The sequence below is a fragment of the Streptomyces sp. NPDC101110 genome, from assembly GCF_044759525.1.
GTDB lineage: Bacteria > Actinomycetota > Actinomycetes > Streptomycetales > Streptomycetaceae > Streptomyces.
The window spans coordinates 212125-232943 of the sequence record NZ_JBIVZM010000013.1 but is presented as its reverse complement, the minus strand read 5'-3'; the positions used below and the strand labels follow the sequence as shown (position 1 = coordinate 232943).

The window sequence follows — 20819 nt, the reverse complement described above, 5'->3', positions numbered from 1 at the left end:
CAGCGATGATGCGGGAGGGTCGCAGAACACGGCGAGTGGAGGCCGGGCATGGACGGCGGAGCGCGGTACATCGATGTGGCGGAGCGGCGGGCCCGGCTCGCGCTGCGGCACCGGCTGGCCGGTCGGGCCAGGGCGGGGACGCCCGAGGAGGTCGCCGATGCGCTGGTCGCGCTGCACGGCACGGACCCGGCGACGGTGTACCTGGCCGTGGGCGCACGGCTCGCGGACCCCGCCGGGACCGTCGGGGAGACCGAGCGGGCCCTGTACGAGGACCGTCAGCTGGTGCGGATGCACGGCATGCGGCACACGGTGTTCGTGTTCCCCACGTCGCTGGCCGCCGTCGTGCACGCCTCGACGGGGCTGGCCGTCGCCGCCCGGGAGAGGGCGTCGCTGCTCAAGCAGATGACGGCGGCCGGTGCGCCGGACGCGGCCTGGCTGAAAGAGGTCGAGGAGTCGACGCTGGCGGCGCTCGCCCGGCGCGGACAGGCGACGGCCGACGAACTCGCCCGGGACGAACCGCGGCTGCGGGAGCAGTTCGTGTACGCGGCCGGGAAGAACTACGAGGGGCTGCACACGATTTCGACCCGGCTGCTGAGGGTGCTGGGCGTGGAGGGGAAGGTCGTACGCGACCGGCCGCTCGGTTCGTGGACGTCGAGCCGCTTCCGCTGGGCCGTCGCGCCGGAGTATGCCGAGCTGGACACGGCCGAGGCGCAGGCCGGGCTGCTGGGGCGGTGGCTCATGGCGTGCGGTCCGGCGACCGAGGCCGATCTGAAGTGGTGGACCGGGTGGCGCGTGACGGAGGTGCGCCGGGCCCTCGCGGCCGCCGGGGCGGAGGCGGTGTCACTGGACGAGGGCACGGGGTACGTGGCCGCGGGCGACGCCGGCCCGGTCGCCGCGCCCGGGGAGCCCTGGGCCGCGCTGCTGCCCGGCCTCGACCCGACGGCGATGGGGTGGCAGCAGCGCGACTGGTATCTCGCGCCGCAGCTGCGGCCCCGGTTGTTCGACCGCAGCGGCAACGTGGGACCGACGGTGTGGTGGAACGGACGGGTGGTGGGCGGCTGGGCGCAGCGGCCGGACGGGGAGATCGTCTGGCGGCTCCTGGACGAGGAGGGCGTCGGACGGGACGCCCGTGCGGCGATCGACACCGAGGCCCGGCGGCTGGCCGCCTGGCTGGGCACGACCAGAATCACCCCCCGCTTCCGCACGCCGCTGGAGAGGGAGCTGACGGGAAGCTGAGCCCCGAGGGACCGCCCTCGCGGCCCCCGCCCGACGAGCCCGCAGCCACAGCCTTCGGCACCGGCAACGGCACCGGCACCGGCACCGGCACAGCTCCAGCTCCGGCTCCAGCTCCAGCTCCAGCTCCAGCTCCAGCTCCAGCTCCAGCTCCAGCTCCAGCTCCAGCTCCAGCTCCAGCTCCAGGCTCAGGCTCAGGCTTCAGCTTCGGCTTCGGCTTCGGCTTCGGCTTCGGCTTCGGCTTCGGCTTCGGCTTCGGCTTCGGCTTCGGCTTCGGCTTCGGCTTCGCGTGAACGAGCGCCGGGCGCCCCGCTGTTCGGGGCGTCCGGCGCTCGGAGGCGGGTCAGCGTGCGTAGCGCATGAACGCCCGCACCATGTGGCACGTCGTGTCCGACGGCGGGTGGACGCCGATCAGCTCCGCCGCCTCGCGGATCGTGTCGTTGTGGGCCTGGTTCGGCATGTAGACGCCCGAGTCGAGCAGGGCGATGGCGAGGCGCATCGCCTTGAGACGGCGGTTGTGCGTCACGTACCACTGGCGAGGCCGGCCCGGCGGCAGCGGTCGCTTCGCCACGGGCGCGTACGGCAGGTCGAGCAGGACGGGACGCTTCGCGGTGGACTGGGTGGGCAGCGGCTTCGACTTCAGGGCGGCAGCGGGCACAGGCATCCTCCTGTCGCGGTCGGGCGGCTCACCGAAGACGTCGGCATCCCCGGCGCCACCCTCGAACACTGCTTACAGTTTACCGTCCGGCACTGACAACAGGGAGTCCGCAGAGCTAGGCAAACGCCCTGGTGAGCATGGGAATTGGCGTCACGTCACGACTGTTCCGGGAGGTGGCGGAGAGACGCCAAGAAATCGAACAAGCTGGTCGGCGCGTACCGTGTGCGCATGGAGATCTGGATCAACCCCGCCTGTTCGAAGTGCCGCAGCGCGCTGACGCTGCTCGACGCCGAGGGCGCCGACTACACCGTCCGCCGCTACCTGGAGGACGTGCCGAGTGAGGACGAGATCCGTGGCGTGCTGGAGCGCCTCGGTCTCGAACCCTGGGACATCACCCGCACCCAGGAGGCCGAGGCCAAGGAGCTCGGGCTCAAGGAGTGGCCGCGCGACGCAGCTTCGCGCGCCCGCTGGATCACCGCGCTCGCCGAGCACCCGAAGCTGATCCAGCGCCCGATCATCACCGCGGACGACGGCACGGCGGTCGTCGGCCGCTCCGAAGAGGCCGTACGGGACGCCCTGTCGCGCTGACCTGCCACGCCCCACCGTGTGGCGCAGGTCACTTGAGTGACTCCTGTAACCGATGAGTAACCTCGTTCGGTATCTCGTACATAGCGGCGTACGCTCCCCTACCTCTTTCAGGAGGCGCGCATGTCGCGCAGGAGAACTCTCGGCCCGAAGAAGAAGATCGCGCTGCTGGTGAGCGCGGCGACCGTGGCGGGAGGCGGGGCCTTCGTCATGGCGAGCACGTCGAACGCCGCGCCGCCGGCCCCCAAGTCGGCGTCGGAATCGACGGTCTGCCTGGGCCTCGCCACCGCCCTGGGCAACAACCAGAAGTTCATCGCGGACCAGAAGGCCAACCCGGACGCGCAGTCCGAGGCGCGGATCGCCAACCGCGAGGCTGTCGTCGCGGAGATCAAGCGGAAGCAGGAGGCGTCGGGATGCACCGTCGGGGAGTCGGCTCAGGACTCCCAGACCGCGCAGCCGTCGCAGGGCGCCGAGGCGGCACAGCCTCCCGCGGCTTCGGCCCAGCCCTCGCAGCCTGCCGAGTCCGCCCCCGCGGGAAACACCGGCGGCGGTGCCGCTGCCTCCGGCCAGCAGGTGTGCAACGGCTCCACGGTCACGCTCTCCGGTGAGGGCGGTGCGCCCGCCGCGTCCAGCAACCAGTTCCCGGCCGGCACGAAGCTGAAGGTCACCAACCTGGACAACAACAAGTCCACGACGGTGGAGGTCACTTCGGTCTCCGGCAGCTGTGCGCTGCTCAACAACGCGGCCTTCGAACAGGTCCGTGAGCCCGGCAAGTTCCTGATCCGCCGGGCCCTGATCGAGAAGGTGGGGTGAGGTCTCACGCCCGAGTGAATCGATGAGGCGGCGGCCACCCCCTCGGCCGCCCCTCGTACGTGTCACCGGTCCTGCCGCCCCCGGCCAGGGGCAGCAGGACCGGCACGTCCGGGCCGTGCGGCGCCGGTCACCGGCTTGACGGAGGGGAGCCGGTGACCGGCGCCGCACCCGTGAAACGCCCTCACAGCGTGAAGTGCGGCACAGTACGACCAGGTAACACGGGGTTCACATGCGAGCAATGGACGGGAAATCGCCTGTTGCCAGGCTGCCGGGCAGCAGACGCGGCGCATCGGTGCCGCTGCGCCGCAAGCACCCGCGATACGCGCCCAGACACACCCGAGGATGTGGCCCGTGACCTTCAAGGCTGAGTACATCTGGATCGACGGCACCGAGCCGACGGCCAAACTGCGTTCCAAGACCAAGATCATCACGGGTTCCCCCGCCGGTCTCGACGCGCTGCCGATCTGGGGCTTCGACGGGTCCTCCACCAACCAGGCCGAGGGCCACTCCTCGGACTGCGTCCTCAAGCCGGTCTTCACCTGCCCGGACCCCATTCGCGGCGGCGACGACATCCTCGTGCTGTGCGAGGTGCTGAACATCGACCTCACCCCGCACGCCAGCAACACCCGTGCGGCGCTGGCCGAGGTCGCGGAGAAGTTCGCGGCGCAGGAGCCGATCTTCGGCATCGAGCAGGAGTACACCTTCTTCAAGGACGGTTACCCGCTCGGCTTCCCCAAGGGCGGCTTCCCGGCCCCGCAGGGCGGCTACTACTGCGGCGTCGGCGCGGACGAGATCTTCGGCCGTGACGTCGTCGAGGCGCACCTGGACAACTGCCTGAAGGCCGGTCTGGCGATCTCCGGCATCAACGCCGAAGTCATGCCCGGACAGTGGGAGTTCCAGGTCGGACCGGTCTCCCCGCTGGAGGTCTCCGACCACCTGTGGGTGGCCCGCTGGCTGCTCTACCGCACCGCCGAGGACTTCGACATCGCCGCGACCCTCGACCCCAAGCCGGTCAAGGGCGACTGGAACGGCGCCGGCGCGCACACCAACTTCTCCACCAAGGCGATGCGCGAGAGCTACGACGCGATCATCACCGCGGCCGAGTCGCTCGGTGAGGGCTCCAAGCCGCTCGACCACGTCAAGAACTACGGTGCCGGCATCGACGACCGCCTCACCGGCCTGCACGAGACCGCCCCGTGGGACAAGTACTCCTACGGCGTCTCCGACCGCGGCGCCTCGGTCCGCATCCCCTGGCAGGTCGAGAAGGACGGCAAGGGCTACATCGAGGACCGCCGCCCGAACGCCAACGTCGACCCGTACGTGGTGACGCGGCTGCTCGTCGACACCTGCTGCTCGGCGCTGGAGAAGGCCGGCCAGGTCTGATCCGCCCCGCGAGTTCCTGAGGGGGCGCTCACCGTTCGCGGTGGGCGCCCCCTTCCGTCCGCCACGCCGTCGTGGTTGTTCGCGCAGTTCCCCGCGCCCCTGACGGAGCGCTCTTGTCCAAGCAGTGAATCGTCCAAGCAGTGAGAGGAGGGTCCCGGTGCGGGATGGGCTCTGCTTCAATGGGGTCATGGCCAGCCACCAGAAGTACACCGCGACGGGTCGCCATGACCTCGAGCCCTTCTGGCCGTCCCGCCAGGACCACGACTTCGACCGGGTGTGTTGCCGCGCGACGAACGCGCCGGCCCTCTAACGCCGTACACCCCGGCCTTCGGCCAGCGCGAACCGCGTACGTCCCTCGGCGAGCCCGACCACGAATCGCGGCCGTCGACCTCCCCGACGAACTCCTCGCGCGAAAGAGCTGACCTCTCATGGCGACCACTCGTTCCCTGCCCACCACCGCACCTCTCAACGCCCCCGCGCCGCACGGCCCCCGGCATCGGCTGCGTGCCGTCGACCGGGACGAAGTGGTGACGGTCGCGGACCTGCTGCCGCCGGGTGCCACCTGGCTGCCGGCCCCACAGCACACCCTGCCGACGCTGCCGGGGCAGCCGCCGATGGTCGGCTACCTGGTGCTCGTCCCGGCCGACCAGCAGCCGCCGTTCCCGGTGGCGGTGCCCGACCTGCCGCAGGACGCGGACCCGCGGCCCGGTACCGGGCCGGGCGGCGAGCCGCTGATCCGGGTCGACACCGTGCAGCGCACCGCCCGGGTGGCCGGGCGGCAGCTCGACCTCACCTACCTGGAGTTCGAGCTGCTGGCCCACCTCGTGGCGCACCCGGGCCGGGTCCACACCCGCGACCAGTTGGTCGGCACGGTGTGGGGCTACGGGCACGTGGGCGACGGCCGCACGGTCGACGTCCACATCGCCCGTCTGCGCCGCAAGCTGGGCGTGGAGCACCGCGACGCGATCCGCACGGTGCGCCGCGTGGGCTACAAGTACGTGCCGCCGACGGCGGACTGAGGCGCACCCCGCCCCGCCACCGCTCCCCGCGTCTTGCCCGGACCTCCTGCCCCGTCCTGCCGCCGGGCCGGTCCGGACCGGACGCGTCTGTCCCGGCCGACCCGCCGGCCCCCGCCCGGACCCGCCGTCCTGTCCAGCACGTCGGACCCGTCCAGCATGTCGGGCCCGTCCGAGCCCGTCCGGCTCGTCGGGTCCGTCTGCTGAGAGCAGATCTTCGTTCCGTCCTCTCGTCCCACCGGGCAGAGTCACCGGCATGAGGCTTCTGATGCTGGGTGGTACGGAGTTCGTGGGGCGGGCCGTCGTGGAGGCGGCGTCGGGGCGGGGCTGGGAGGTGACGGTCTTCCACCGCGGGCGGCACGACGCGCCGCCCGGCGTGCGGTCGTTGCGGGGCGACCGCACCGCGCCCGGCGGCCTGGCCGCCCTCGCCGACGACCCGGGCGAGTGGGACGTGGTCGTCGACACCTGGTCGGCGGCGCCGCGCGCGGTGCGGGACACGGCGCGGCTGCTGCGGGGCCGCGCCGGCCGGTACGTGTACGTGTCGAGCCGCTCGGTGTACGCGTGGGCCCGGCCCGCCAGGTTCGACGAGGACGCGCCCCTGGTGGACGGGGCGTCGGCCGACGCGGAGCAGACCGCCTACGCGCAGGACAAGCGGGGCGGTGAACTGGCCGTACTGGACGCCTTCGGCGTGGACCGGTCGGTGCTCGTACGGGCCGGGCTGATCCTCGGCCCGTACGAGAACATCGGCCGGCTGCCCTGGTGGCTGAGCCGCACGGCGCGCGGCGGTCCGGTGCTGGCGCCGGGCCCGCGTGAACTGCCCCTGCAGTACGTGGACGTCCGTGACCTGGCCGAGTGGACCCTGCGCGCGGCCGAGCGGGAGCTGAGCGGCCCGTACAACCTGGTCAGTCCGCGGGGGCACACCACCATGGGCGCGTTGCTCGACGCCTGCGTGCGGGTCACCGGCGGCGCCGCCGAACTCCGCTGGACCGAGCCGGGGGTGATCCTGGAGGCGGGCATCGAGCCGTGGACCGAGCTGCCGGTGTGGGTGCCGCCGGACAGCGACCTGTACGAGGCCCTGCACAGCGCTGACGTCTCCCGGGCGGTCGGGGCCGGACTGGTGTGCCGGCCGGTCGAGGAGACGGTGGCGGACACGTGGCGGTGGCTCCAGGACGCCGGGGGCGTGGCGCCCCAGCGAACGGACCGGCCGCGGTCGGGCCTCGACCCGGAGATGGAGGCGAAGGTCCTCGCGTCCGGCACCGATGCGTGAACCACCCCTCCCCCGGCCCCTCCTGGCCCCCTCCCGCCCCCTCCCGACCCGCGGCCGGTGACCAGGGCTCCCCGGGCGACCTCCACCAGGAGCCTCACGATCGCGTCGGTCGAGGTGGCCACGCTGCTCGGAGACGCGTAGGAGCGGTCGGGCATCCCTCCTGGCCCCCTCCCGGCCACCCCTCGTTCCCCTCCCGGCCACCCCTCGTTCCGCTCCCGGCCCGGCCGAGGTGTAGGTAGCACCACCTCCGGGCCGGGTGCCCGGCCCCGTGACCGGGCGGGCGCGCTCGGCGAGACTGACGCCATGAGCATGGACACGAAGAACGGCACCGGTCGGACGACAGGACGGGGCATTGGGCTCGCCGCGGTGCGGGGGCTCACGCTGGCCCTCGTCTCCCTGCCGGGGGCGGTGCTGTGCTTCTGCCTGTCCCTGGTCTCGATCGCGCTGATCCCGATCGGGGTCGGGCTCGTCACCACGCCGTACGCGCTGACGGGGGTGCGGGCGTTCGCGAACGCCCGCCGGGTGCTCGCGGCGGAGTGGGGCGGGGTACGGATCCCCCCGGCGTACCGGCCGCTGCCGAAGGACGCCAACCCCTGGGCGCGCACCTTCGGGATGCTGCGCGACCCGGCGACCTGGCGGGACCTGCTGTGGCTGCCGGTCGACATGACCGCGGGGTTCGTCACCGCGCTGCTGCCGGCCGTGCTGCTGCTCTACCCGCTGGAGGGTTTCGCCCTCGCGCTCGGGCTGTGGCGGGTCTTCCCCGACGGGTACTGGTACGGGTTCGTACCGGTGACGGGGCAGGCGTCCGCGCTGGGCGCGGGGGCTCTGGGGCTGGTGCTGCTGTTCCTCGCGCACTTCCTGACCCCGCGCCTGCTGGGCGTCCACTTCCGGCTCACCCGTGCCGTGCTCGGCTCGAACCAGGGGGAACTGGCCGAGCGGGTGCGGGTCCTGACCGAGACCCGGCGCGACGCCGTCGACGCCTCCGCCGCCGAACTGCGGCGCATCGAGCGGGACCTGCACGACGGGGCCCAGGCCCGGCTGGTCGCCGTCGGCATGGACCTGGGCACCATCGAGGCACTCCTCGACAAGGACCCGGCCCGGGCGAAGGAGCTGATCGCGCAGACCCGCAAGTCCTCGGTGGAGGCGCTGACCGAGCTGCGCGAGCTGGTACGCGGCATCCACCCGCCGGTCCTCGCCGAGCGAGGCCTGGGCGACGCGGTGCGGGCGCTGGCGCTGCGGCTGCCGGTGACCACCGAGGTGAGCGTGGAGCTGTCCGGGCGTGCCGAGGCGCCCGTGGAGTCGGCCGCGTACTTCGCCGTGAGCGAGGTGCTCACCAACGCCGTGAAACACGCGGGCGCCGACCGGGTCTGGGTCGACCTGCACCAGGCGGACGGCATGCTGCGGGCGACCGTCACGGACAACGGCAAGGGCGGCGCCGTGATCGGGGCCGGGTCGGGGCTGGCCGGGGTCGAACGGCGACTGGGTACATTCGACGGCGTCCTGGCCGTCAGCAGCCCCGCGGGCGGCCCCACCATGGTCACCATGGAGATCCCTTGCGCGTAGTCCTGGCCGAAGACCTCTTCCTGCTGCGCGACGGACTCGTCCGGCTGCTTCGGGCGCACGGCTTCGAGATCGCGGCGGCCGTCGAGACGGGACCCGAACTGGCCGCCGCGTTGGAGGAGCTGGACCCGGACGTCGCCGTGGTCGACGTGCGCCTGCCGCCCACGCATACCGACGAAGGCCTGCAGTGCGCGCTCGACGCCCGCCGGAAGCGGCCCGGACTGCCGGTGCTGGTGCTCTCCCAGCACGTGGAGCAGCTGTACGCGCGTGAGCTCCTCGCCGACGGCACCGGCGGGGTCGGGTATCTGCTGAAGGACCGGGTGTTCGACGCCGAGCAGTTCGTGGACGCGGTACGGCGGGTCGCCGCCGGGGGCACGGCGATGGACCCGCAGGTCATCCAGCAGCTGCTGGCCCGCCGTTCGGGTGACGACCTGCCGCCGGCGCGGCTGACGCCCCGGGAGACGGAGGTGCTGGAGCTGATGGCGCAGGGCCGGTCCAACGCGGCGATCGCGGGGAAACTGCTCGTGACGGAACGGGCGATCGCCAAGCACACCGCCAACATCTTCGCCAAACTGGGGCTGGAGGTCTCGGACGACGACAACCGTCGCGTGCTGGCGGTTCTCGCGTATCTCGACCACGGCCGGTGAAACCGGACGATGGCCTTCACCCCTCGTGGGGGATCAACAACTCCCGGTACCTGAGCGGCTGTTGAGAACACAGAGTCCTCACGAATCTCGCATCAATTTCCGAGACCTCTGAACACCCGTGGGACGCGCTCCGTATGGAAGGGAGCCGCTTCACTCCTGTCGGGCGCCTCGATGCCCCCGAAAAAGGAAGTCAGAGGAGTTCCATGGGACGCAACACAAGAAAACGCCGTACGCCGCTGGCCACCAAGGCCATTGCCGCATCGGCGGCCCTAGCGCTCGGTGGGGGCGGGCTGATCTGGGCAAACTTCTACGCCTCGGCGCACGAGGAGAACTCGGCGAACCAGACGAAGTCCGCGGGCGCACAGATCGCCACGATCCAGTGCCCGGACGTCGGACAGAAGCTGACCGATGTGCCGGACGGCGCCCGCCAGGGGGTGGACAAGGAGCTGGCCAACCTCGACAAGCAGATCAGCGAGGCCTACACCCGGCTCGCCTCCACCCGCCAGGCTCAGGCCGGTGACGCGGGCTTCGTCGACAACGCCATCCTCGGCCCGCTGAAGTCGAAGCGGACCGCGGTCATCGACCGGATCGGCATCAACATCCGGCGGGTCGGCGGAAAGGCCCCGGCCAACCTCGAGCAGCTGGCCTCGTGCCAGGGCATGGCCGCCGACGCCAACACCAACGACGGCCAGGCCGGCGATGGCCAGAACAACGACGGCCAGAACAACGACGGCCAGAACAACGACGGTCAGAACGACGGCGGTCAGAACAACGACGGCGGTCAGGACCAGGGCCAGGACAACGGCGGCCAGGACAACGGGCAGGGCGGCAACGGCGGGCAGGCCGGCAACGGCCCGGCGGCGGGCGACTTCATCAACATCGAGGACGTCCAGCCCAACTCCCGCAACCTGCCGAACGGCCTCGCCGCGAACGGCGACGGCGGCTCGACCGGTACGTTCACCACGCAGTGCGGCACCAACGAGAACGAGAACCGCAACTCGGACAACGTGATCGTGGCGCCCGGCGTGTCCAACGGTGCGCAGCACCAGCACGACTACGTCGGCAACCAGAGCAACAACGCCTTCGCGAGCGACGAGGACCTGGCCAACGCCGAGACGTCCTGCCAGAACCAGGGCGACAAGTCCTCGTACTTCTGGCCGGTCCTCCGGATCCAGGACGGCTCGGACGACATCGACGCGGGTCAGCCCGGCGGTGGCCAGGACGGCAACGTCGGCAAGATCGTCGAGCCGGCCCAGGCGCAGCTGAAGTTCGTCGGCAACCGCACCAGCGACGTCGTCGCGATGCCGAAGGCCCTGCGCATCATCACCGGTGACGCCAAGTCCACCACCAACGGCCTGAACAACGCCAACACCTCCTGGAGCTGCACCGGCTTCGAGGACCGTCAGGTGACGGACAAGTACCCGCTCTGCCCCGAGGGCAGCTCCGTGGTGCGGACGTCCAACTTCCAGAGCTGCTGGGACGGGCAGAACATCGACAGCGCCAACCACCGCACCCACGTGGACTTCGTGGAGGCGGACGGCAGCTGCTCGAACGGCTTCAAGGCCATCCCGCAGCTCCAGGTCCGGCTGGTCTACGACGTACAGGCGCCGCAGATCGAGAACGGGCAGGTGCAGAACGCCTTCGCGGTCGACTCCTTCCCGGAGCAGCTGCACAAGGCGATCACCGACCACAACGACTTCATCAACTTCTTCGACGAGAACGTGATGAACGAGATGGTCCAGTGCATCAACGAGGGCCAGGACTGCCAGTAGTCCTGAACCGGTAGTGCGGAAGGCTGGCGGTGGGAATTCCCACCGCCGGCCTTCTGCTGCTCGGGCCTTCGTGCTCAGCCGTGGTGGCCGCTGCCGCCGTGACCGTTCTTGTTGTGGCTGCCGCCGGGGTTCATGTGCTCGGAACCCTCTTCCATGGTGCCGCCGAGGGCGCCCTGCAGTGCCGTGACCGTCTTCTGCTGGCCGACGGCGACCCACTTGCGGCCGACGAGGTAGTAACCGCCGTAGTCCTTGGCGCTGTTCAGCCATTCGCGCTGGCCGCGGTCCGTGGAGAAGGTCGCGAGGACGTACTTGTCCTTGCCCTTCTTGCACAGCGCCTGGCGGATGGTGTCCGCGTCGGTCTGCATGTTCGGCTTGCAGTCGGCCTCGGCCGCGATGTGCTCGAGGCTGCCGCTCACCTCCTTAGGAACGGCCGCCTCGTCCTTGCCGCCGGATCCGCCGCAGCCGGCCAGCGCCAGTATCGCCACCGCGCCGCTCAGCGCGAGCATCGGTCGGGTCACCCTCATCTGTTCCTCCGGTCCTTGTCGGCACGGTCCCTGTCACGGCACGATCCGGACGCATGCCGCACGGAGCCCCGGCAAGAGGCTCTCGCCTTCGATACGGCTGCGGAGCCCGCCGTGCTCAAATCCCGCTGCCCCGGTGGGCACTCCTGTGCGAGGGTGGGCAGGTGGATCAGGACTGGGAAGACCGTGTGGCCGCCCTGTGGGACCGTTTCGACGACTACGCCGAGACGGAGGAGGACGAGGCCCGCTTCCGCGCCGAGGTCGACGCCCTCGTCGCCGAGCTGCCCGAGGGCAGCCCGCTCGGCGCCTTCGAGCGGGCCTGCGCGTGGGACTCCACGGGCCACAGCGACAAGGCGGTCCCCCTCTACCGGGAGGCGCTGGGGAACGGCCTCGCCGGCGCCTCCCCCTACAAGGCCCGCCGGGCGAAGATCCAGCTGGCCAGCTCGCTGCGGAACGTCGGCCGGGCCGAGGAGGGCGTCGCGCTGCTGACTCCCGAGCTGCTAGCCCCCTCCGACGAGCTGGACGACCCCGTACGTGCCTGCCTCGCGCTGTGCCTGTCGAGCCTCGGCCGTGACCGGGAGGCGCTGGCACTGGCCCTGGGCGCCCTGGCGCCGCACCTGCCGCGCTACCAGCGGTCCATGGCGAACTACGCCCGGCTGCTCGTGGAGCCCGGGGTGCACCCGGGGGCGTGAGACTCCGGGGCCAGGTGACCAACCCACGATTCGCTCGTTCTGCTGAACGTGCAGTCACAGGATGTCGCCCAGCGCCCCGCACCCCGCTCCTCCGCCGGCCCGGTCGTCGACGTCGAGCAGGCCGAGGCCGCGCTCGTCGAGCACTACCCGCGGCTCGTCCGGCTGGCCTACCTGGTCCTGCCACCCGGGCTGGGCCGCAGCCGCCGCGTCCTGACCGCACACTCCCTCGCCCAGCGGGCGCTCCCCCGCAACCGCACCCCGGCCCCGGTGATCCCGGCGCAGTCCACCGGACGGGACGGCGACCCCGGCTACGCACTGGTCCGTCTGAAGGTGCTGCGCACGGCGCTGGAGGCGGGGCTGCCGCTGAAGGCGAAGGTCTGGCCCAAGCGGGCCCAGCTGCCGCCGCTGCTGCCGCACGTGTGGGGCCTGAAGCTTTTCCCGCGCTCCGGCGGTGCGGACGAACTCGCCCTGGACCAGCGGCTGTCCACCCTGTCCGGCCCGGCCCGGGCCGCCTACGCGCTGCGCGGCCTGGAGCGACTCACGGACGACGGGGTGTGCGAGGTCCTCGCCGCGGCGGGCGTCGCCGACCCGGAGGGCGCGGTGCTGGAGGCCGGCGGGATCCCCGCCCAGTACGGGCTGCTCGGCTCCCCCGAGTTCGACCCCTGCTCGCTCCAGGCCCGGCCCACCGATCTGATGCGCCGCCGCCAGCACCTGAAGGCCGCGCTGACCGCCGGTGCCGCCCTGCTGGTGTGCGGGGCACTCCTCGGCCTGCCCGGTGAGGGCTGGGGACCGGAGGGCGCCGCGGCACCCCCGTACGCCCGGAACCCGGCCGCGCAGGCCGCCCTGGACCCGACGAAGCTGACCCGGGTGCCGCCCACCGCGTGGCGCAGCTCGGCGCGCACCGACTTCTCCGTGTGGCCGGCCCGCGGCGACCTCACCGACGACCGGGCCCTGCTGCGCCGCGCCCTGGCCGTGTGGGCCCGCCCCGGTGAGACGGTCCAGGTGTCGGTGACCCCCGGCACCCTCTCCGGCGGCCCGGCCGGACCACCCCAGCTGCTGTACGCGGGGACGCTCGACGCGGCCCGCGTGGTGATCCTCTACGACGGTCTGCGCATCGCCCGGTACGCGGAGCCGAAGGACGGCACGCAGGGCGCCGCCCTCGACTTCGCCCGGGTCGACGGGGCCGGCCGGGCCGAGGCGACCGCGGTGGTCCTGGGCCGGTCCGACGGCAATGTCCGCTACCTGATGGCCCCCTGGGTGGAGCAGGCCGCCGAGCGGGACCTGGTGAAGCCGGGCTCCGGCGCGATGGACCTCACGCTCACCGGCGGTGTGACCGCGCCGCTGGCAAGCCCGGCCCTGCGGTCCGGCCCCTGCACCTCGTGGAACGTGCTGGAGGTGACCGACGGCGGCCGGACCCGGATGCTGACCGACCTCGGCGAGCTGGTCCCGGCCACGCTCACCACCGGACGGCCGGGCTCCCCGGGCGAGGTGGCGGGGGCTTCGGCGCTGCACGCCTGGCAGCCGTTCGCCTGTTCGCTGGGCACGATGCGTTCGGCGGGCGTGCGCAGCGTGAACGCGTGGGCGTTCAACGAACAGCCGCTGCCCGACGGGAGCGGCTCGGCGGCGTGGGTGTGCACCCGGGCCGAGACCTGGCGGGGCGGCGGGGCCCGGGTGCTGGCGCAGTTCCACACGCCGGGCGGGGCGTACGGGGCGGCCGCGGCGCAGGCGGAGAACGTGCCCGCCTGCGGGGCGCGTGACCCGCATGTGCTGGCCGGGGTGTTGTGGAAGTCGAAGGCCGGCGACTGGTACCTGCTCGCCGCCGGCGGCCGGGACACGGCGTCGGTCCGCGCGACGGGTGGAGTGAACGGGCAGGCGCGGAGCAGTCTGCTGACCGTGCCGGCCGAGCAGGGGGCGCAGGCTCAGCTCAAGGGGTCGCTGAAGGACGGGCGTTCGCTTCGCGGGCTGCGCTGACCGGGGCGGGTCCCGGGCCCGTCCGCTGCGCTCGGCGGAATCCGGTGATCGATCCGGACCGTTCGCGGCTGGAATCGATCGGTAAGGTGTTCGTATGACTACCGGGGTTCGCCGCAGAATGGGAGTCGAGGAGCGGCGGCAGCAGTTGATCGGCGTCGCCCTCGAACTGTTCAGCCGCCGCTCCCCCGACGACGTGTCCATCGACGAGATAGCGTCGGCCGCGGGCATCTCGCGTCCGCTGGTCTACCACTACTTCCCCGGCAAACTCAGCCTGTACGAGGCCGCGTTGCAGCGGGCTTCGGACGATCTGGCGGCCCGCTTCGTGGAGCCCCACGAGGGTCCGCTGGGGGCGCGGCTGCTGCGCGTGATGCGCCGCTACTTCGACTTTGTGGACGAGCACGGGCCGGGTTTCTCCGCCCTGATGCGCGGCGGTCCGGCGGTCGGTTCCTCGACGACCAACGCGCTCGTCGACTCCGTACGGCAGGCCGCGTATGTCCAGATCCTTTCGCACCTGGGCGTGACCGATCCGCCCCCGCGTCTCGAACTGGTCGTCCGGTCCTGGATCTCGCTGGCCGAGTCGACGGCGCTGATCTGGCTGGACGGCCGGCGCATCCCGCGCGACGAGCTGGAGCCCCAGCTCGTCAACGACTTCGCCGCGCTCGCCGCCGTCAGCGCCGCCTACGACGAGGAGATGGCGGAGCTGCTGCGCGGCGCCCTCAAGGACGAACCGGCCGACGGCCCGTTCGCGCACCTGGTCGGCCGGCTCATCGCCCTGGCGAGCTGAGCGGTCTCAGCCTTCGTACTTCGCGTACGACGCGTCGAGGTCGCGGACCTCGGCGGAGGCGTGCAGGGCGAGGCTCTCGGGCTGCTTCAGATACGTCCGCAGCAGCTCCAGCGCGGCCTCGGTCAGCCGGGCCTTGGTCTCGTCGGTGCGGCCGGCGAGCAGCGCGATGTGGATGTGGACGTGGGCGTGCCCCTCGGTGTCGGGGCCGACCACGATGTCCTCGGTCGGGCGGAACCGGGTCTTGCACGCGGGCGGCTTGGCGGCCGCGATCTCGACCGTCGCCTCGTGCAGCGCCTTGGCGAATCCGGGCCGGTCGAAGCCGCCGGCGAGGTCGGCGGAATAGTCGACGGTGATCTGCGGCATCAGCACTCCTGTTCCAGGTCGGTGTGCTCACCCTAGCCGCGGGCGGGGCGGGCCGCCGGTCGCGGTCCACCCCGCCCGCAGCGGGTGCGTTACCCCGCGGTCCGGGTGAAGACCGCGACCGTGCGCGCCGGCACGGCGAAGGTGCCGGACTCCTGCGCGTAGGCGGAGGACTTCACGGTGGCGTCCGCGCCCGCCGCCTGCACCGGGTGCAGCCGGTAGCCGGTCCCGGCGAGTGCGGACACGCGCTGCTCCTGCCGCTCGGGCGTGGCGTTGAACACGACGACCAGGTCACCGAGGCGCATGGTGATCACGCCGGGTGTCTCGTCCGTGCCGGACAGCGGGAAGGAGAGCCGGGACTGCACCTGTGCGGCCGTGCCGAGGGAGAAGTCCTTCTCGGTGCTCCGGATCCGCAGCAGGTCGCGGTAGGCGGCCGAGGTGCCCTCGATCTGCTCGCAGCCCACCTTGACGGTGGTCAGCAGGGGCTTGGCGTACGGCCACTTGTCGGTGTTGTCGGCCGCCATGGGCAGTCCACGACCGAAGCCGTTGCCGTCCGCGCACCGCCAGTGGACGGCGTTGAACCAGTCGCCGCTGTCGTAGGAGTTGCGGTCCAGGGACTTGGAGCGCAGCAGGTCGCTGCCCGCCTGGGAGAGGGCCGGGCCCTGGGAGAGGGTGGCCGTCGCCATGGCGAGGACCTGCATCCTGGCCCGGTCGGACGCACCGGTCGTGGCGGGCAGTTTGAAGGCCAGGGCGTCGAACAGGGACTCGTTGTCGTGCGCGTCGGCGTAGGCGAGGGCGTCGCCCGGGGCGTCGGCGTATCCGGCGGGGGCGCCGTTGTAGTCGACGTCGGAGCCCTTGACCTCCTTGCCGCCGGTGTCGGTGAACCGGTAGCCGGCGAGGTTGCCGGAGAGGCCGACCTTGATCAGGTCCTGGTAGTGCAGGAGCCGGGCCTTCTGCTCGGCGGGCGTGCCGTTGTTCTGGGAGGAGTTGGGGTCGGTGTACAGGCCGGACGCGAAGCCCTGGACGCCGGGGTCCTCGTCGAAGGGGCCGCCGCCGCGGACCGCGTCACGGGCGCGGTCGGAGAAGGTGGCGACGCCGGTGCCGGCCATGTTCTTCTGCGTGGCCTGGACGAACCGGGCGTCGTCGGCGACCTCGCCGAAGTTCCAGCCCTCGCCGTACAGGATGATCTTCTTGCCGTCGACGCCGTCCTTGGCGGGGGTCAGCGCGTCGAGGGCCTCGCGGACCGCGAGGATGTTGGCCTTCGGGTGGTGGCCCATGAGGTCGAAGCGGAAGCCGTCGACCTTGTACTCCTTCGCCCAGGTGACGATCGAGTCGACGACCAGCTTGCCCATCATGGCGTTCTCGGTGGCGGTGTTGGCGCAGCAGGTGCTGTTGGCGACCGAGCCGTCGGCGAGGAGCCGCTGATAGTAGCCGGGCACGATCCGGTCGAGGACGCTCGTCTTCTCCTGGCCGCTCGCGGCGGTGTGGTTGTAGACGACGTCCATGACGACCCGCAGCCCGTCGTCGTTGAGGGCCTTCACCATCCTGCGGAACTCGACCGTGCGGGCGGTGCCGTCCGGGTCGGTGGCGTAGGAGCCTTCGGGGACCGTGTAGTGGTACGGGTCGTAACCCCAGTTGTAGGCGTCCTTGGCGGCGATCTTGCCGACGCACTCCTGCTGCTTGTCCGAGTCGGCCGGGAAGGACGCCAGGTCGCAGTCGGTCTTCGCCTGGTCGGCCTTCTTCTCCGGGATGGTGGCGATGTCGAACGCGGGCAGGAGGTGGACGTAGGAGGTGCCCGCCTTCGCCAGCTTGCGCAGGTGCTTGCTGCCGTCGCTGGTCCTGTCGGTGAAGGCGAGGTAGGTGCCGGGGTGCTCGGCCGTGCGGTCCTCGACGGAGAAGTCCCGGATGTGCAGCTCCTGGATCTGCGCGTCCTTCAGCGGTACGGCCCTGGGCTTGGTGTACGACGACCAGCCGGCGGGCTTGAGGGCCTTGTCGTCCAGGTCGACGACCAGGCTGCGCTTCGAGTCGGTGGTGAGGGCGAGTGCGTAGGGGTCGGTGACCTTGTTGGTGACGACCTTGCGGACGCCGGGCGCCCAGACCTTCACGGCGTAGCGGTAGGGCTTGCCCTTCCAGGAGGGCGGGCCGGTGACGGACCAGACGCCGGTGGCGCTGTCGCGGCGCATGGGGACGGCCTTGCCGTCGAGTTCCAGGGCGACGGACTGCGCGGTCGGTGCCCACACCGACAGGGTGGGACGGCCCTCGGCGAACGTCGGTCCGAGGTCGGCCTTGGTCGCGCCGGGGTACAGGTCGTCGAGGATTCCGGCGATCTGGACGCCGGTCGCCGCGAGCACGGCTCCGTTGGCCGCGTGCTGGGTGGCGACCACCTGGCCGCGCAGGGCAGCACGGACCCGGTCGCGGTCACGGGGGTCGACGGTCCAGGCGTCGTACGCCTTGAGGTGCGGGAACTTCACCTTCTGGGCGTCGGTGAGCTCGCTCTTCGACAGGCGCAGCCACGTGGCGTCGCCGGTCAGGGCGCCGTCCTCGGCCTTGATCGAGCCGTCGCGGGAGTACAGCAGCTGGGTGGACGCGGCGGCGTCGGAGCCGTTCCAGGCGAGGGTGTTCCGGTCGATCCAGACGGCCTTTGACGTCGTCAGGTCGAGGGCGGCGGCACTGCCCGCGGGCTGCGGGAGCAGGTACTTCTCCTGGCCGTTCACGAGCCACACCTCGTGGCCGTTCGCCTTGAGGTCGAGCGACTGGTCGGTGGGAAGGTCCTTCTCGTCGCCCTTGTGGAGGATGTAGCTGAGGCTGGTGGCTCCGTCGCTGAGCGGTACCTCGAAGACTGCGCCATAACTGTCAGTCTTGACCGGCTTCAGGGGGTTCGACCAGTCGGTGGGGTTCGCGGCGCCGGTCCAGACGTGCAGTCCCCAGCCGTCGTGGTTCCCGTCGGCCCGGTGGTAGTGCAGGACCGCCTTGGTCTTGTCGGGCGCCGGGGAGTCGGGCCGCTCGGTGGTGACGGTGTCCTTGCCCTGCTCGATCCAGATCTCGCCGGTCTTGGTGACGTCGATCGTGCGGTCGGCGGCGACGTCCTTGGTGCCGTCCTTGTCGATGACGAGGAAGCCGACGTTCGAGGCGCCGGGCTTGAGCTTGACCCAGGCGAAGGCGCCGTAGGCGTCCCGGCCGGTGAAGGGGTGGCTCCCCGGCCATTCGGTGGCCTCGCCCTCGGCGAGGTCGCCCCAGGCGTACAGGCCCCAGTCGGCGTAGTCGCCGTCGGTGCGCTTGTAGTGGACGATCGCGTAGTCGCGGGAGGACGCGGTGGGCGGCTGCGGGGCGGGCGGGGTGCCGGTGGTGGAGGCGGCCACCGCGCTCGCGGTGCGGCCTGCCGAGTCGACCACGACGGCCTTGTAGCGCAGGGCCGTGCCCGGTGCCACGTCCTTGGCGACGGTGTGGGTGACCTTGTAGGGGGCGTGGTCGGCGGAGCCGAGGACCCGCCACTTGCCGCCGCCGGTCTGCGCGGCGAACACGACCCTGTTGAGCTGTCCCCCGTCGACGTCGGCGGTGACCTCTACCGTGCCGGTCGCGCCGGCCGCCGGGGCCTTGAGGGTGAGCGTGGGAGCGGTGGCGGGCTCGGCGAGCCTTCCGGTGGCCTTGAGGACGATCGCCGAGCCGGCCGGGACGGTGACCGTGAGCTTCTTGTCGCTGCCGCTCTTCAGGGTCGCGGCGGTGCCGTGGATGCCCTTGAAGGTCATGCCGGCCGAGCCGGCCGGGAACGTCGCGGTCTTCTTCTCACCGGCGTTGTTGAAGGCGACGACGTACTCGGTGCCGGTCCTGGCGTCCGTGCGGGAGAAGGCGTAGACGCCCGGGCCGTCGGCCGCGTACCGCTCCTGCTGGACGCCGTCGGTCAGCGCCGGGTTGGCCTTGCGCAGCTTGGCGAGGGCGCTGATGTGGCGGTAGAGGGGCGCCTTGGTGTCGTAGGCGTCGTCGGCGTGGGTGCGGTCGGTGCCGATGCGGTCGTCGTCGAGGTAGTCGGCGGTGCGCGAGGCGAACATGCTCTGCCGGGCGTCCTTGTCGCCGCCCGGGCCGGTGAAGCCCTGCTCGTCGCCGTAGTAGACGACGGGGTTGCCGCGGCTGAGGAACATCAGCTCGTTGGCGAGCTCGTCCTTGGCGAGGATCTCGGCGTCGGTGGCCTTGGGGTCGTCCTGCTTGAGGAACGACCCGATGCGGCCCATGTCGTGGTTGCCGAGGAAGGTGACCTGCTCGTACGCATTGGCCTTGCCGGTCGTGTACTTGTAGTCGTCCCCGAAGACGCCTGCGAGCTTGCGGGCGCTGCCGCCCTGCGAGGCGTACTGGCGGGCCGCCTCCTGGAAGGGGAAGTCGAGGGTGGCGTCGAGCCGGCCCTGGGTGACGTACGGGGCCGTGATGTTCGTGTCGGCCGAGTAGACCTCGCCGAACATGAAGAAGTCGTCGCGGCCGCGCTTGGCGGCGTAGGCGTCGAGGGCGGTGGCCCACTGGGTCCAGAACTCCATGTTGACGTGCTTCACGGTGTCGATCCGGAAGCCGTCGACGTCGAAGTCCCGCACCCAGCGCTGGTAGATCTTCTCCATGCCGTCGACGACCTCGGGCCGCTCGGTCCACAGGTCGTCGAGGCCGGAGAAGTCGCCGTGGGTGGAGCTCTCACCGGCGAAGGTGGAGTCGCCGCGGTTGTGGTACATCGTCGGGTCGTTGAGCCACGACGGCACCTTGTTCTTCCTGGTGACGACCGGTGTGCGCGGGAAGGAGTCCCGGTCGACGGCGGGGAAGGCGCGCCGCCCGTCGGCGTAGTCGGCGTCGTCGAAGGGCACGCCGTCCTTCGTCAGGTACGGGAAGGCGCCCTTGGAGAGGTAGTCGTAGGACTTCTCCTCGTAGTCGACGACGTCGGCGGTGTGATTGGTGATGACGTCGAAGAAGACCTTCATGCCCTTGTCGTGGGCCTTGTCGATGAGGGTCTCGAGGTCCTCGTTGGTGCCGAAGTGCGGGTCGACCTGGGTGAAGTCCGTGATCCAGTACCCGTGGTAGCCGGCCGAGGCGTTGGCCCCGGTGCCCTGCACGGGCTGGTTCTTGAAGATGGGGGCCATCCACAGGGCGGTGGTGCCCAGGCCCTTGATGTAGTCGAGCCGCTTGGTCAGCCCCTTGAGGTCGCCGCCCTGGTAGAAGCCCTTGTCGGTCGGGTCGTAGCCGGTCGACAGGCGTGAACCGGTCAGGCCACCCTTGTCGTTGCGCGGGTCGCCGTTGGCGAAACGGTCCGGCAGGACGAAGTAGAACTGCTCACGGGTGGCGTCGTGCCGGGCGGGCTGGGCGGCCAGCTTGGCGTCGGAGGGGGGCGGAGGCGGTGTGTCGGCCCGCGCCGCGAGGGGCTGGACGAGCGCTGCGGCCAGCGCGGTCACGGTGACCGCAGCGACCCGTCCGGCATGGGTGGTTCGGCGCCTCGACGGCGTCGGCCATCTCGGTATCACAGATGGGCTCCTTGCGATTACGGCTCTTCGGGTCCGACCCCGCGTGACCGTATCGCCGCCGCAACACT

The 20819-nt window shown here is 71.6% G+C and carries 17 protein-coding genes; 13 read left to right on the top strand and 4 right to left on the bottom strand.

The features are described 5' to 3' along the window. The first annotated feature begins 48 nt into the window (after positions 1-48). Positions 49-1236 (top strand): winged helix DNA-binding domain-containing protein, encoded by a 1188-nt coding sequence (locus tag ACIQU3_RS28250; RefSeq protein WP_403732321.1) that lies wholly within the window; start codon positions 49-51, stop codon positions 1234-1236. 340 nt (positions 1237-1576) lie between these two features. Here the strand turns inward: ACIQU3_RS28250 and ACIQU3_RS28245 are convergent, their stop codons facing one another. Further along, positions 1577-1891, bottom strand: coding sequence for a hypothetical protein (locus ACIQU3_RS28245; protein ID WP_403732318.1), 315 nt, complete (start codon positions 1889-1891; stop codon positions 1577-1579). Between the two features lie 228 nt (positions 1892-2119). Between ACIQU3_RS28245 and ACIQU3_RS28240 the strand changes: the two genes are divergently transcribed. From ACIQU3_RS28240 to ACIQU3_RS28200, 9 genes are all read left to right on the top strand, one after another. After that, positions 2120-2479, top strand: a complete 360-nt coding sequence (locus tag ACIQU3_RS28240; RefSeq protein WP_403732315.1) for an arsenate reductase family protein — start codon at positions 2120-2122, stop codon at positions 2477-2479. A 120-nt stretch (positions 2480-2599) separates the two neighbouring features. Further along, positions 2600-3289 (top strand): hypothetical protein, encoded by a 690-nt coding sequence (locus ACIQU3_RS28235; protein WP_403732309.1) that lies wholly within the window; start codon positions 2600-2602, stop codon positions 3287-3289. Positions 3290-3640: 351 nt separating this feature from the next. Next, positions 3641-4672, top strand: a complete 1032-nt coding sequence (gene glnII / locus ACIQU3_RS28230) for a glutamine synthetase (RefSeq protein WP_366713415.1) — start codon at positions 3641-3643, stop codon at positions 4670-4672. Positions 4673-4859: 187 nt separating this feature from the next. Then, on the top strand, positions 4860-4982 hold the full coding sequence (locus ACIQU3_RS28225; RefSeq protein ID WP_366713413.1) for a hypothetical protein: 123 nt from the start codon (positions 4860-4862) through the stop codon (positions 4980-4982). Positions 4983-5100: 118 nt separating this feature from the next. Then, the gene (locus ACIQU3_RS28220; RefSeq protein ID WP_403732304.1) at positions 5101-5691 is read left to right on the top strand and encodes a winged helix-turn-helix domain-containing protein; all 591 of its coding nucleotides are present in this window, start codon (positions 5101-5103) and stop codon (positions 5689-5691) included. Between the two features lie 253 nt (positions 5692-5944). Next, positions 5945-6955 carry an NAD-dependent epimerase/dehydratase family protein gene (locus tag ACIQU3_RS28215; protein ID WP_403732301.1) on the top strand — a complete coding sequence of 337 codons (1011 nt, stop codon included), beginning with the start codon at positions 5945-5947 and terminating at the stop codon, positions 6953-6955. A 303-nt stretch (positions 6956-7258) separates the two neighbouring features. Beyond that, on the top strand, positions 7259-8518 hold the full coding sequence (locus tag ACIQU3_RS28210) for a sensor histidine kinase (protein ID WP_403732298.1): 1260 nt from the start codon (positions 7259-7261) through the stop codon (positions 8516-8518). Beyond that, positions 8509-9162, top strand: a complete 654-nt coding sequence (locus ACIQU3_RS28205) for a LuxR C-terminal-related transcriptional regulator (protein ID WP_403732296.1) — start codon at positions 8509-8511, stop codon at positions 9160-9162. Before ACIQU3_RS28210 ends, ACIQU3_RS28205 begins: the two co-directional genes overlap by 10 nt. Positions 9163-9365: 203 nt before the next feature. After that, on the top strand, positions 9366-10934 hold the full coding sequence (locus ACIQU3_RS28200) for a DUF1996 domain-containing protein (RefSeq protein WP_403732291.1): 1569 nt from the start codon (positions 9366-9368) through the stop codon (positions 10932-10934). A 74-nt stretch (positions 10935-11008) separates the two neighbouring features. On the opposite strand, the gene ACIQU3_RS28195 is transcribed toward ACIQU3_RS28200, so the two are convergent. Continuing rightward, the gene (locus ACIQU3_RS28195; RefSeq protein WP_403732288.1) at positions 11009-11458 is read right to left on the bottom strand and encodes a hypothetical protein; all 450 of its coding nucleotides are present in this window, start codon (positions 11456-11458) and stop codon (positions 11009-11011) included. Positions 11459-11619: 161 nt separating this feature from the next. Between ACIQU3_RS28195 and ACIQU3_RS28190 the strand changes: the two genes are divergently transcribed. The 3 genes from ACIQU3_RS28190 to ACIQU3_RS28180 all read left to right on the top strand — a co-directional run bounded on the left by ACIQU3_RS28190 (position 11620) and on the right by ACIQU3_RS28180 (position 14902). After that, the gene (locus ACIQU3_RS28190; RefSeq protein WP_403732285.1) at positions 11620-12147 is read left to right on the top strand and encodes a tetratricopeptide repeat protein; all 528 of its coding nucleotides are present in this window, start codon (positions 11620-11622) and stop codon (positions 12145-12147) included. Between the two features lie 48 nt (positions 12148-12195). Continuing rightward, positions 12196-14118 (top strand): hypothetical protein, encoded by a 1923-nt coding sequence (locus ACIQU3_RS28185; RefSeq protein ID WP_403732282.1) that lies wholly within the window; start codon positions 12196-12198, stop codon positions 14116-14118. Positions 14119-14212: 94 nt separating this feature from the next. Next, a complete protein-coding gene (locus tag ACIQU3_RS28180; RefSeq protein ID WP_403732279.1) occupies positions 14213-14902 on the top strand; it encodes a TetR/AcrR family transcriptional regulator in 690 nt (229 codons plus the stop codon). A 6-nt stretch (positions 14903-14908) separates the two neighbouring features. Here ACIQU3_RS28180 and ACIQU3_RS28175 read toward each other — a convergent pair whose 3' ends face one another. Continuing rightward, the gene (locus tag ACIQU3_RS28175) at positions 14909-15265 is read right to left on the bottom strand and encodes a 5-carboxymethyl-2-hydroxymuconate Delta-isomerase (protein WP_403732276.1); all 357 of its coding nucleotides are present in this window, start codon (positions 15263-15265) and stop codon (positions 14909-14911) included. 89 nt (positions 15266-15354) lie between these two features. Further along, the gene (gene pulA, locus ACIQU3_RS28170) at positions 15355-20751 is read right to left on the bottom strand and encodes a pullulanase-type alpha-1,6-glucosidase (protein WP_403732273.1); all 5397 of its coding nucleotides are present in this window, start codon (positions 20749-20751) and stop codon (positions 15355-15357) included. Positions 20752-20819: the final 68 nt, after the last annotated feature.

Bases quoted from the DNA above. Each gene is read 5' to 3' on its own strand.
- ACIQU3_RS28235 (WP_403732309.1), top strand. From the start codon at position 2,600: ATGTCGCGCAGGAGAACTCTCGGCCCGAAGAAGAAGATCGCGCTGCTG.
- ACIQU3_RS28180 (WP_403732279.1), top strand. From the start codon at position 14,213: ATGACTACCGGGGTTCGCCGCAGAATGGGAGTCGAGGAGCGGCGGCAG.
- ACIQU3_RS28220 (WP_403732304.1), top strand. From the start codon at position 5,101: ATGGCGACCACTCGTTCCCTGCCCACCACCGCACCTCTCAACGCCCCC.
- ACIQU3_RS28210 (WP_403732298.1), top strand. From the start codon at position 7,259: ATGAGCATGGACACGAAGAACGGCACCGGTCGGACGACAGGACGGGGC.
- ACIQU3_RS28215 (WP_403732301.1), top strand. From the start codon at position 5,945: ATGAGGCTTCTGATGCTGGGTGGTACGGAGTTCGTGGGGCGGGCCGTC.
- ACIQU3_RS28240 (WP_403732315.1), top strand. From the start codon at position 2,120: ATGGAGATCTGGATCAACCCCGCCTGTTCGAAGTGCCGCAGCGCGCTG.
- ACIQU3_RS28195 (WP_403732288.1), bottom strand. From the start codon at position 11,458: ATGAGGGTGACCCGACCGATGCTCGCGCTGAGCGGCGCGGTGGCGATA.
- ACIQU3_RS28200 (WP_403732291.1), top strand. From the start codon at position 9,366: ATGGGACGCAACACAAGAAAACGCCGTACGCCGCTGGCCACCAAGGCC.
- ACIQU3_RS28225 (WP_366713413.1), top strand. From the start codon at position 4,860: ATGGCCAGCCACCAGAAGTACACCGCGACGGGTCGCCATGACCTCGAG.
- ACIQU3_RS28250 (WP_403732321.1), top strand. From the start codon at position 49: ATGGACGGCGGAGCGCGGTACATCGATGTGGCGGAGCGGCGGGCCCGG.
- ACIQU3_RS28175 (WP_403732276.1), bottom strand. From the start codon at position 15,265: ATGCCGCAGATCACCGTCGACTATTCCGCCGACCTCGCCGGCGGCTTC.